Here is a 10,943-nt window from a genome sequence, read left to right on the forward strand (position 1 = left end):
ATGCCGTTGCTGTGAGTCCTGGGCGGGGCTGGGGAGTGCGGGACGGCCAGTTGGAGGGAGGGCAGCCCCCGCAGGGGGCCGAGGGCGCCTGGGGGCGCGCCCGAGCCGAGCGACGTGGCCGGCCCGCACTCCCCAGCCCCGCCCAGGACGCCCCAAGAACGCATTCACGGCCCACCCTGAAACTTGAGACAAGCAAAAAGCGCCCTTGCCCCTCAGCGACGCTCGGCGCGAAACAACCGCAGGCGGTCGGCCGCGTTGCGCAGGTGCTGTTCGGCCGCGCGGCCGGCGGCTTCCGGGTCGCCGGCTTCGATGGCCTGGAAAATCGCCTGGTGTTCGCTCTGCACCGCGGCCATGCGCTCCGCATAGCGGCGCGCCGTATTGTGGCGCGCGCTGCGGATCACGCGCCGCACGCTCGCCTCCAGGTGCTCGCTCAGCGCCACCAGATACGGATTGTGCGTCGCCTGCACAATGGCCTGGTGGAACTGGTAGTCCTCCTCGTCGCCGAGCTGGTCGTTGAGCAGCGCATACTCCATGCCCACCAGCCCCTGGCGGATCTTCTTCAGGTCGGCCTCGCTGCGGCGCTCGGCCGCATAGCGGGCCGCCGTGACCTCGATCGACAACATCAGCTCGAGAATATGCTCCAGCTCCTTGCTGTCGTCCGGCTTCAGCGCCGACACGCGGAACGCATTCTTGTGCACATTGGGATCGACGAACACGCCGCTGCCCTGCTGCGACACCACCATGCCTTCCGACTTGAGCCGCGCCATCGCCTCGCGCACGACCGCGCGGCTGACCGCATAGCGTTCGGTCAGCTGCTTCTCGGTCGGCAGGCGGTCGCCCGGGGCCAGCACGCCCTGGCGGATCTGCTCGGCCAGCGCATCGGCCACGCCGGCCGACAGCGAGCCGCGCGCGGCGCCGGGCGGCGGTTCAGGGGCTGCATCGGGGCGGGACAGATCGGTCATGGCGGCGCTCGCGGGAATGGGGAAGTATAGAGGCTGGCAACACGCCTACCCCATGTAAATGCCGCCGTTGACCTGCAGCACTTCGCCGGTCACGAAGCCGGCCAGCGGCGAACACAGGAAAGCGATCGCGCCCGCCACTTCCTCGGCCGTGCCATAGCGGCGCAGCGGCGTGCTGTCGAGCAGCTGGCCGCCCTTCTGGTCGATCAGCCCGCGCGTCATCGCGGTGGCGATGATGCCGGGCGACACCGCATTCACGCGCACGCGCGGCGCGAACTCCAGCGCCAGGCTGCGCGCCAGGCTCAGCACCGCGCCCTTGGACGCCGCATAAGCGGCATGCGCATAGCTGCCGCGGTGCGCCGCCAGGGACGACAGCAGCACAATGGAACCCGCCTCGCGCAAATGCGGCCGGGCGGCCCGGCACACATAGAACGCGCCATCCAGGTTGACCCGCATCAGGCCCTGCCAGTCGGCGTCGCTGGTCTCGTGCGCCAGCTTCTCGGGATAGACGCCGGCGCAGTGCACCACATGGTCCAGCCCGCCGAAATGCGCCGCGGCCTCGCCCAGTGCCGCCTCGCAGGCCGCCGACGACGCCACGTCCAGCGCCCGGGCCAGCACCCGCCCGCCGGAGGGGTCCAGCTCGGCGGCCAGCGGAGCCAGCCGCCCGGCGTCGATGTCGGTCAGCAGCAGGCTCGCGCCATGGGCGGCCATCAACCGCGCGGTCGCCAGGCCGATGCCATTGCCCGCGCCCGTGATCGCCACCACCTGGCCTTGGTACGAAATCATCTTGAGTCCTCCGGTATAGCGGGCCGGCCCGCGCAAACCCTGCTTGACACGCCAAAAAAGCGTGCCCGATAATTTGTCTGATAACTTTTTTATTTATCTGACAACTTGGCGCCAAGCGTAAAACAGTCGGCGCCGCCACGCAAGCAGGCACAAGCCCTGCCTTATCTCTTGGAGGAGACACGATGAAACTGGCCCTGACCGCCGGCGCGCTATGCGTGGCCGGTCTTGCCGCCGCCGCCCAGGCGGCGCCCGTGAAAATCGGCTTGATCGAAACGCTGTCCGGGCCGCAGGCCTCGACCGGCCAGATGTTCCGCGCCGCCATCAAATACGAGCTGGACCGCATCAACGCCGCCGGCGGCTGGAACGGCGAACCGCTGCAGCTGGTCGAATTCGACAACCAGGGCGGACCGGTCGGCGCGTCGGACCGCTTCCGCGCGGCCGCCGCGGACGGCGTGCAGATCATCGCCCAGGGCGCCTCGTCGGCCATCTCCGGCCAGCTGACCGAAGACGTGCGCAAATACAACTTGCGCAATCCCGGCAAGGAAATCGTGTTCCTGAACATGGGCGGCGAAGCGCTCGAGCTGACCGGCGAGAAGTGCAACTTCTATCATTTCCGCTTCACCACCAACGCCGAACTGCGCGTCAAGGCGCTGACCGCCGTCATGGCCGCCGACGGCACGCTGGGCAAGCGCGTCTACGCCATCAACCAGAACTACTCCTGGGGCCAGGACATGGAAAGCGCCACCGAGCGCTACGCCGACGACTACGGCTACCAGGTGGTGGGCAAGACGCTGCACGAAGTCAACAAGATCCAGGACTTCGCCCCCTACGTCGCCCGCATCCGCTCGGCCAACCCCGACACCGTCATCACCGGCAACTGGTCCAACGACCTGCTGCTGCTGATGAAGGCGACCCAGGCCGGCGGCCTGAAGGTGCGCTTCGGCACGGTGTTCCTGGACCAGGTCGGCAACCTGGCCAATGCCGGCGAAGTGGCGCTGGGCCATTACATCGCCCATCCCTTCAACGCCCAGGCGGCGGGCGAGGAAGGCGCCCGGTTCGCCGAGGACTACAAGGCCAAGACCGGCCACTACCCCAGCTATGTCGAGCCGCAGACCGTGATGGGCATGCGCTTCCTCGGCCAGGCCCTCAAGCAGGTGCAGCCGCGCGACGGCCGGCTGCCGGTGCCCGAGCTGGCGCGCGCGCTGGAGCAGGTCACCATCAAGACGGCGCTGGGCGAATACTCGATGCGCGCCGCGGACCACCAGGTGCAATTGCCGATGGTGGTGTCCAAGGTGACCAAGACGGCCCAGTACAAGACCGACGGCACCGACATGGGCTTCGAGCCGGTCAAGGTGCTGGCGGCGGCCGACGTATCGGCCCCGGTGCAGGGCACCTGCAAGATGGCCCGCCCCGACTGATCCGCCCACGCATCCCGGGCATTCGGCCGCCGCGTCCCCGGGGCGGGGCGGCCGCGCGGACGATTCTCCGGAGCGCACATGGAATACTTCACCATCTCGCTATTGAACGGCGTGATCTACGGCCTGCTGCTGTTCATGGTCTCGGCCGGCCTGACCCTGATCTTCGGCATGATGGGCGTGCTGAACTTCGCCCACGCCTCGTTCTACATGATCGGCGCCTATGCCGCCTACACCCTGGCGCCGCTCACCGGCTTCTGGGCCGCGCTGGCGCTAGCCACGCTGGTGGCCGGCCTGCTCGGCATGGGCGTGGAGCGCTTCTTCCTGCGCCGCGTGCACAAGTACGGCCACGCGCAGGAACTGCTGGTCACCTTCGGCCTGGCCTTCATCGTGGCCGAGCTCGTCAAGCTGTTCTACGGCGACTTCCCGGTCGACTACCGGGTGCCCGAGTTCCTCAACTTCGCCGCCTTCCGCGTGTTCGCGGCCGACTATCCGTTCTACCGCCTGCTGATGGGCGTGGTGTCGCTGGCCATGTTCGCCGTCATCTACCTGCTGCTGGCGCGCACGCGGGTCGGCATCGTGGTGCGCTCGGCGATCTATCGCCCGCGCATGGCCGAGGCGCTGGGCCACAACGTGCCGCTGGTGTTCATGAGCGTGTTCGGCGTGGGCGCGGCGATGGCCGGGCTGGCCGGCGCGGTGGCCGGGGCCTTCTACACCACCAACCCGAACATGGCGCTGGAGCTCGGCGTGCTGGTGTTCGTGGTGGTCGTGGTGGGCGGCCTGGGCTCGCTGGAAGGCGCCATGATCGCCTCGCTGCTGATCGGCCTGCTCAGTTCGTTCTCGGTCGGCATCGACGCCAGCCTGGCCACCTTGTTCGGCCTGTTCGGCGCGGGCGAATGGGCCGAACGGGTGGGCGGCCTGATGACGGTGAAGATCTCCAGCCTGGCGGCCACCCTGCCGTTCCTGCTGATGCTGCTGGTGCTGCTGGTGCGGCCGTCCGGGCTGAAGGGAGAGCAGGCATGAAGCGCGGCCTGTCCTTCGCCCTGCCCGCGCTGCTGGTGGCCGGCGCGCTGGCCCTGCCCTACCTGTTGCCGGCCGGCCAGCTGGTGGCCGCGGTGCAGATGCTGATCGCCGCCCTGTTCGCCTGCGCCTTCAACCTGCTGGCCGGCCAGGCCGGCATGCTGTCGTTTGGCCACGCCGCGTATTTCGGCGTGGGCACCTTCGCCACCATCCACGCCATGAACGCGCTGGGCGGCGCCGGGCTGCTGCCCACGCCGCTGATGCCGCTGGTCGGCGGCGCGGCCGGGCTGCTGTTCGGCCTGGCGGCCGGCTGGTTCGCCACGCTGCGCTCCGGCGTGTACTTCGCCATGATCACGCTGGCCCTGGCCGAGCTGCTGCACGCGTTGGCGCCGCACCTGAAAGGCCTGTTCGGCGGTGAGGCCGGCGTGTCCGGCATGCGCATGCCGGCCTGGGGCTTCACCTTCGGCTCGACCATCGAGGTGTATTACCTGGTGCTGGTCTGGGTGGTGGCGTGCCTGGCCGCGCTGTACGGGCTGACCCGCACGCCGCTGGGCCGGCTGGCGCTGGGCCTGCGCGAGAACACGCAGCGCCTGCGCTACCTGGGCTATCGCCCGCACACGCTCAAGACCCTGGTGTTCGCCCTGTCCGCCATGTTCTCGGGCGTGGCCGGCGGCCTGCAGGCCTTGAACATCGAGGCCGCCAACTACGTGCTGTTCGAAGTCAAGCTGTCGACCGACGCGGTGCTGTTCGCCTACATCGGCGGCGTCAACGCCTTCCTGGGGCCGGTGCTGGGCGCCTCGGTGCTGACGTTCCTGAGCCACACCCTGTCGGACCTGACGCGCTCGTGGCTGCTGTATCAGGGCATCCTGTTCGTGCTGGTGATGCTGTTCGTGCCGGACGGCCTGGTGGGGCTGCTGCAGCGCGGCGCGCACTCGCTGCGCGAGCGCGGGCTGGCGCGCTGGCTGCCGCCCTTCGGCGTGTCGCTGGGCGCCGCGCTGCTGTTGACGGCCGCCACCGTGTTCACGGTCGAGATGCTGCAGCGCATGTTCGCGCGCGACTACCGCGCCATGCTGGCCATGAACCCCACGGCCGGCTGGCCGCCGATCGAGCTGTTCGGCCGCGAGTGGGCGCCCGTCTCGCCGGCCACCTGGTGGCTGCCGCTGGCGCTGCTGGGCGCCGGCCTGCTGGCGGCGCGCTGGGCGGCCGCCCTGTGGCGCCGTCCGTCCCAACCCGCGCTGTCGCTGGAGGCCGCGCCATGACCGCTCCCATTCTCGCGCTGGACGGCCTGCGCAAATCGTTCGGCGACGCCGAGATCATCCGCGGCGTGAACCTGGCGGTGCAAGCCGGCGAGCGCCATGCCGTGATCGGCCCCAACGGCGCCGGCAAGTCCACCCTGTTCCACCTGATATCGGGCAGCTTCGCGCCCAGCGCCGGGCATATCCGCCTGGACGGCGCAAGCATCGAGGGCCTGCCGCCGGAACGCATCAACGGGCTGGGGCTGGCGCGCTCGTTCCAGATCACCAACGTCTTCCCGCGCCTGAGCGTGCGCGAGAACCTGCGCCTGGCGGTGCTGCGCATGCACGGGCTGACGTATCACTTCTGGCGTCCGGTGGCGCGCCAGCGCGGCGTCAACGAGGACATCGACCGCCTGCTGGAGAAAGTCCGCCTGACCGCGCGCCGCGACGTGGCCGCGGGCGACCTCAATTATTCCGAGCAGCGCTCGCTCGAAATCGGCATGACGCTGGCCTCGCGCCCCAAGGTCGTGCTGCTGGACGAGCCGATGGCGGGCATGTCGCAGCATGAAGTGGACTACACCGTCGAGCTGATCCGCGAGGTCACGCGCGACTGCACCCTGCTGATCGTCGAGCACGACATGCAGGTGGTGTTCTCGCTGGCGCACCGCATCAGCGTGCTGGTGTACGGCGAGATCCTGGCCACCGGCACGCCGGAGCAGATCCGCGCCGACGCCGGGGTGCGCGAAGCCTACCTGGGGGAGCAGACCGTATGACCGACCCGACGCTGCTGAGCCTGCAGCAGGTGCATGCCTACTATGGCAAGAGCCACATCCTGCGCGGCATCGACCTGGCCATCCGGCAGGGCGAGGTGGTGAGCCTGCTGGGACGCAACGGCGCCGGCCGCTCGACCACCATGAAGACCATCATGGGACTGGTGCCGGCCGCGCGCGGGCGCATCGCCATCGAGGGCCGCGACATCACCAACCTGCGCGCGTTCCAGATCGCCCGCGCAGGCGTCGGGTACGTGCCCGAAGAGCGCGAGGTGTTCGCCAACCTGACGGTGGACGAGAACCTGCGCATGGGCGAGCAGCCCGCCCGTCCCGGCGCGGCCGCCTGGGACGCCGAGCAGATGTTCACGTATTTCCCGCGCCTGAAAGAGCGGCGCAACACCCGGGCCGGCAACCTGTCGGGCGGCGAGCAGCAGATGCTGACCATGTGCCGCACGCTGCTGGGCAACCCCAAGGTCATGCTGATCGACGAGCCCACCGAAGGCCTGGCGCCCAAGATCGTCGAGGTCATCGCCGAGGTGATCCGCGACATCCATCGGCGCGGCGTGTCGGTGCTGCTGGTGGAACAGAAACTGGCCATCGCGCTGAAAGTGTCCTCGCGCGTGCATGTGATGGGCCACGGGCGCGTAGTGTTCGAGGGCCCGCCCGCCGCGCTGCATGAACGCCCGGACGTGGTCCAGGAATGGCTGGCCGTATGAACCGCGCGCCCAGGGCGCATGCGCTTCCCCCTCTCTCACCTGACGGATTCCTATCTTGAAGCAAATCGAAGACACCGCCGCCGCGCCGGCCTGCTACCCGGAGCTGCGCGGCAAGAGCGTGATCGTGACCGGCGCGGCCCGCGGCATCGGACTGGCCGCCGCGCAGGCCTTTGCGCGCCAGGGCGCGCGCATCGCGCTGCTGGACGTGGACGAAGCGGCGCTGGCCGAGGCCGCCGCCGGGCTGCAGTCGCAAGGCGTCCAGGCCGCGGCCTGCCCCGCCTCGGTCACCGACGCGCAAGCGGTCGAGCGCGCCTTCGCCGCGGCCGAGCGGGCGCACGGCGGCATCGACGTGCTGGTCAACAGCGCCGGCATTTCCGCCAACAAGCCCGCGCTGGAGATCGAGCCCGACGAGTGGCGCCGCGCGGTCGACATCAACCTGACCGGCGTGTTCCTGTGCGCGCAGGCGGCCGGCCGCCGCATGGTGGCGCAGCGCGCCGGCGCGATCATCAACCTGGCCTCGATGTACGGCGTGGTCGCCGCCCCCGACCGCGCCGCCTACTGCGCCACCAAGGGCGCGGTGGTGCTGCTGACCGAGACCCTGGCGGTCGAATGGGGCCATGCGGGAGTGCGCGTCAATGCGCTCGCGCCGGGCTACATCGAGACCGACCTGCTGCGCGACCTGGCCGCGCGCGGCCGGCTCGACCCCGAGCAGCTGCGCCGCCGCACGCCACTGGGACGCCTGGGCCAGCCGGGCGAGATGGCGGACCTGGCCGTCTTCCTGGCCTCGCGCCAGGCGGCCTACATCACCGGACACACCCTGGTGGCCGACGGCGGCTGGAGCCGCTACGGCTACCTGTAGCGCACCGTTCTACTGGAGACACTCATGGCCACACACCGACCGCTGACGCCGCAGGCGCCCTGGCGGGAACTGACCGCCCAGTCCGACGACTGGCGCGCCGCCGACCCGGCCCTGCTGGGCACTTTGCTGACCCAGCTGCACTGGATCCGCGCGTTCGAGGAGACCGTGCTGGAACTGGCCGCCGAAGGCCTGATCCACGGCCCCGCCCACTCCTCCGTCGGGCAGGAAGGCGGCGCGGCCGGGTCGGTGCTGGCGCTGGGCGCGGGCGACCAGATCAACGGCTCGCACCGCGGCCACCACCAGTTCCTGGCCAAGGCGCTGCAGCACGTGGCCCCCGGCGGGCTGGACCCGCGCGCGCCGCTGACGCCGGCCGTGGACGAGGTCCTGCAGCGCACCCTGGCCGAGATCATGGGCCTGGCGCAGGGCTACTGCCGCGGCCGCGGCGGCTCCATGCACCTGCGCTGGCTGGAGGCCGGCGCGCTGGGCACCAACGCCATCGTGGGCGGCGGCGTGCCGCTGGCCGCCGGCGCCGCCTGGGCGCACCGGCACGCCGGCACCGACCGGGTCGCGGTGACCTACTTCGGCGACGGCGCGGTGAATATCGGCTCGGTGCTGGAGACCATGAACCTGGCGGCCGCCTGGCAATTGCCGCTGTGCTTCTTTATCGAGAACAACCGCTACGCGGTCTCGACCACCGTGGAGGAATCCACCGCCGAGCCGCGCCTGTCGGCGCGTGGCCAGGGCTTCAACATCCCGTCGTGGAAAGTGGACGGCATGGACCCGCTGGCGGTGCACCTGGCCATGTCCGAAGCAGTGGCCCACATGCGGGCGGGCAACGGCCCCGCCATCGTCGAGGCCGACGTGTACCGCTACTTCCACCAGAACGGCCCATTCCCCGGCAGCGCCTTCGGTTATCGCAGCAAAGAGGAAGAAGCGCAATGGCGGCGCCGCGACCCGCTCGACAAGACGGCCGCCGAGATGATCGGGCGCGGCCTGCTGTCGCAGCCGGATGTCGACGCGCTGCGCCAGGCCTGCAAGCAGGCCATGCGCGAGGTGGCCGGGCGCCTGACCGAGGCGGCCGACGGCGGCAAGCGCCGCATCCGCGCGGCGCTGTGGCCCAGCCCGGATTTCCGCGACGTGGGCCTGCGCAGCGACGGCGCGGAACTGCAGGGCCTGCGCTACCTGGAGGCGGACCGGCACGATGGCCCCATGGTCGAGCGCAAGTTCGTCGACGCCGTGGCCGACGTGCTGGACCGCCGCATGCAGGCCGACGCCGGCGTGGTGGTGCTGGGCGAGGACGTGCACCGTCTCAAGGGCGGCACCAACGGCGCCACGCGCGGCCTGAAAGAGCGCTACCCCGACCGCGTGCTGGGCACGCCGATCTCCGAGAACGCCTTCGCCGGCCTGGGCGGCGGGCTGGCCATGGACGGCCGCTACAAGCCGGTGGTCGAGTTCATGTATCCCGACTTCATGTGGGTGGCGGCCGACCAGGTCTTCAACCAGATCGGCAAGGCCCGCCACATGTTCGGCGGCGACATCGACGTGCCGCTGGTGCTGCGCACCAAGGTGGCGATGGGCACCGGCTACGGCTCGCAGCACTCGATGGACCCGGCCGGCATCTTCGCCACCGCGCCGGGCTGGCGCATCGTGGCGCCGGCCACCCCGTATGACTACGTGGGGCTGATGAATACCGCGCTGGCCTCCAAGGACCCGGTGCTGGTGATCGAGCATGTCGATCTTTACGGCAGCAGCGGCCCGATCCCGGAGGACGACCTGGATTTCCATATTCCGTTCGGCAAGGCGCGCGTGCGGCGCGCCGGCGGCAAGCTCACCGTGCTGACCTACCTGTCCATGGTGCAGCGCGCGCTGGAGGCAGTGGAACAGAGCGGCGCGGATGCCGAGGTGATCGACCTGCGCACGCTCGACCGCGCCAGCCTCGACTGGGACACCATCGGCGCCAGCGTCCGCAAGACCAACAGCGTGCTCATCGTCGAACAGGGCGCGCGCGGCACCGGCTACGGCGCCATGCTGGCCGACGAGATCCAGCGGCGCTATTTCGACTGGCTGGACCAGCCGGTCAAGCGGGTCACGGGCGGCGAGGCCTCGCCCAGCATCTCCAAGGTGCTGGAACGGGCCGCCTACGCCGGCACGGAAGAAATCATCGAAGGCCTGCGCGAAGCGCTGGCCGACATAGGAGAACGCGCATGAATGCCGCCCCCCGCCTGGACATGGCCGCGCCCCTGGAAGTCGGCCTGTGCTGCGCCGACCTGGACCGCCTGCTGGAATTCTATGTCGGCGTGCTGGGCCTGGCGCTGGTCAACCGCGTGACCGTGCCGGCCGACAAGGCCGCGGCCACCGGCCTGAGCCCGCACGGCTACGAAGTGGCGCGCCTGCAGACGCCCTATGGCGAGCGCCTGAAATTGCTGCAGCCGGCCGCGCCGCCGCAGGCGGCCGGCGCCACCGCCGCCATCCTGGACCGGCGCAACGCCAGCTATCTGACTTTCATCGTGCGCGACCTGGCCGGCCTGGCGGCCCGGCTGGCCGAGCGCGGCGTGGCATTCGACAGCCAGCCGGCGCCCATGGAAGTGCGGCCCGGCACCTGGCTGGCCTTCTTCCGCGATCCGGAGGGCAACGTGCTGGAGCTGGTCGAATACGACGACCTGGCGCAGTACCGTCCCGACCTGGCCGCAACCGCATAGCGAGGACACGAGCGTGGCGAACCTGATCAGACTACCCGCCGTGGCGGCCGACGCGTCCGGCGGCACCCTGCACCAGTGGCTCAAGCGCGAAGGCGACACGGTCGCCGCGGGCGAGCCGCTGGCCGAAATCGAAACCGAAAAAGCCATCGTCGAAATCAACGCCGAGCAGGCCGGCGTGCTGGGCCGCATCGTGGTGCCGGCCGGCGCGGCTTCGGTGCCGGTCAATGCCGTGCTGGGTGTGCTGCTCGAAGCCGGCGAAGACGCCGCGGCGATCGAGGCGGCGCTGGCCGGGCATGCCGACGCCGCCGCCCCGGCCGGCGCGGCGGTCGAGGCGGACAGCGCCGTCGCACGGCCCGCCGACACGCCGGCGCCCGGCCCGGCTCCGGACGCAGCGTCCGCCGGCCGCGTCCTGGCCAGCCCGCTGGCGCGCCGGCTGGCGGCGCAATGGAGCCTGGACCTGGCCGCCTTGGCCGGCAGCGGGCCG

The 10,943-nt window shown here is 70.5% G+C and carries 11 protein-coding genes; 9 read left to right on the plus strand and 2 right to left on the minus strand.

The window, feature by feature from the left end; translation table 11 throughout:
- Positions 1-212 precede the first annotated feature (212 nt).
- Positions 213-962, minus strand: coding sequence for a FadR/GntR family transcriptional regulator (locus CAL24_RS02025; protein WP_028355322.1), 750 nt, complete (start codon positions 960-962; stop codon positions 213-215).
- A 45-nt stretch (positions 963-1,007) separates the two neighbouring features.
- A complete protein-coding gene (locus CAL24_RS02030; RefSeq protein ID WP_028355321.1) occupies positions 1,008-1,745 on the minus strand; it encodes an SDR family NAD(P)-dependent oxidoreductase in 738 nt (245 codons plus the stop codon).
- A 182-nt stretch (positions 1,746-1,927) separates the two neighbouring features.
- On the opposite strand from CAL24_RS02030, the gene CAL24_RS02035 reads away from it, so the two are divergent.
- From CAL24_RS02035 to CAL24_RS02075, 9 genes are all read left to right on the plus strand, one after another.
- Positions 1,928-3,163, plus strand: a complete 1,236-nt coding sequence (locus CAL24_RS02035; RefSeq protein WP_028355320.1) for a branched-chain amino acid ABC transporter substrate-binding protein — start codon at positions 1,928-1,930, stop codon at positions 3,161-3,163.
- Positions 3,164-3,241: 78 nt separating this feature from the next.
- Positions 3,242-4,183 (plus strand): branched-chain amino acid ABC transporter permease, encoded by a 942-nt coding sequence (locus CAL24_RS02040; RefSeq protein WP_028355319.1) that lies wholly within the window; start codon positions 3,242-3,244, stop codon positions 4,181-4,183.
- Positions 4,180-5,439 carry a branched-chain amino acid ABC transporter permease gene (locus tag CAL24_RS02045; RefSeq protein WP_094805587.1) on the plus strand — a complete coding sequence of 420 codons (1,260 nt, stop codon included), beginning with the start codon at positions 4,180-4,182 and terminating at the stop codon, positions 5,437-5,439. The genes CAL24_RS02040 and CAL24_RS02045 overlap by 4 nt, the downstream gene beginning before the upstream one ends.
- On the plus strand, positions 5,436-6,188 hold the full coding sequence (locus CAL24_RS02050; protein ID WP_028355317.1) for an ABC transporter ATP-binding protein: 753 nt from the start codon (positions 5,436-5,438) through the stop codon (positions 6,186-6,188). The genes CAL24_RS02045 and CAL24_RS02050 overlap by 4 nt, the downstream gene beginning before the upstream one ends.
- On the plus strand, positions 6,185-6,901 hold the full coding sequence (locus tag CAL24_RS02055) for an ABC transporter ATP-binding protein (protein ID WP_028355316.1): 717 nt from the start codon (positions 6,185-6,187) through the stop codon (positions 6,899-6,901). The genes CAL24_RS02050 and CAL24_RS02055 overlap by 4 nt, the downstream gene beginning before the upstream one ends.
- Before the next feature lie 55 nt (positions 6,902-6,956).
- A complete protein-coding gene (locus CAL24_RS02060; RefSeq protein ID WP_249278461.1) occupies positions 6,957-7,760 on the plus strand; it encodes an SDR family NAD(P)-dependent oxidoreductase in 804 nt (267 codons plus the stop codon).
- A 24-nt stretch (positions 7,761-7,784) separates the two neighbouring features.
- Positions 7,785-9,968, plus strand: coding sequence for an alpha-ketoacid dehydrogenase subunit alpha/beta (locus CAL24_RS02065; protein WP_094805588.1), 2,184 nt, complete (start codon positions 7,785-7,787; stop codon positions 9,966-9,968).
- Complete coding sequence (locus tag CAL24_RS02070) at positions 9,965-10,459, plus strand: VOC family protein (RefSeq protein WP_094805589.1); 495 nt, start codon at positions 9,965-9,967, stop codon at positions 10,457-10,459. The genes CAL24_RS02065 and CAL24_RS02070 overlap by 4 nt, the downstream gene beginning before the upstream one ends.
- Positions 10,460-10,472: 13 nt before the next feature.
- Positions 10,473-10,943, plus strand: a 471-nt coding sequence (locus CAL24_RS02075) for a biotin/lipoyl-containing protein (RefSeq protein WP_141218039.1), incomplete at its 3' end; no start/stop codon positions are given.

The sequence above is a fragment of the Bordetella genomosp. 2 genome, assembly GCF_002261345.1.
GTDB lineage: Bacteria > Pseudomonadota > Gammaproteobacteria > Burkholderiales > Burkholderiaceae_B > Bordetella_A.

Excerpts from the sequence above, each read along its gene's own strand:
- CAL24_RS02035 (WP_028355320.1), top strand. The coding sequence starts at position 1,928 with ATGAAACTGGCCCTGACCGCCGGCGCGCTATGCGTGGCCGGTCTTGCC.
- CAL24_RS02045 (WP_094805587.1), top strand. The coding sequence starts at position 4,180 with ATGAAGCGCGGCCTGTCCTTCGCCCTGCCCGCGCTGCTGGTGGCCGGC.
- CAL24_RS02025 (WP_028355322.1), bottom strand. The coding sequence starts at position 962 with ATGACCGATCTGTCCCGCCCCGATGCAGCCCCTGAACCGCCGCCCGGC.
- CAL24_RS02030 (WP_028355321.1), bottom strand. The coding sequence starts at position 1,745 with ATGATTTCGTACCAAGGCCAGGTGGTGGCGATCACGGGCGCGGGCAAT.
- CAL24_RS02065 (WP_094805588.1), top strand. The coding sequence starts at position 7,785 with ATGGCCACACACCGACCGCTGACGCCGCAGGCGCCCTGGCGGGAACTG.
- CAL24_RS02040 (WP_028355319.1), top strand. The coding sequence starts at position 3,242 with ATGGAATACTTCACCATCTCGCTATTGAACGGCGTGATCTACGGCCTG.
- CAL24_RS02070 (WP_094805589.1), top strand. The coding sequence starts at position 9,965 with ATGAATGCCGCCCCCCGCCTGGACATGGCCGCGCCCCTGGAAGTCGGC.
- CAL24_RS02050 (WP_028355317.1), top strand. The coding sequence starts at position 5,436 with ATGACCGCTCCCATTCTCGCGCTGGACGGCCTGCGCAAATCGTTCGGC.
- CAL24_RS02055 (WP_028355316.1), top strand. The coding sequence starts at position 6,185 with ATGACCGACCCGACGCTGCTGAGCCTGCAGCAGGTGCATGCCTACTAT.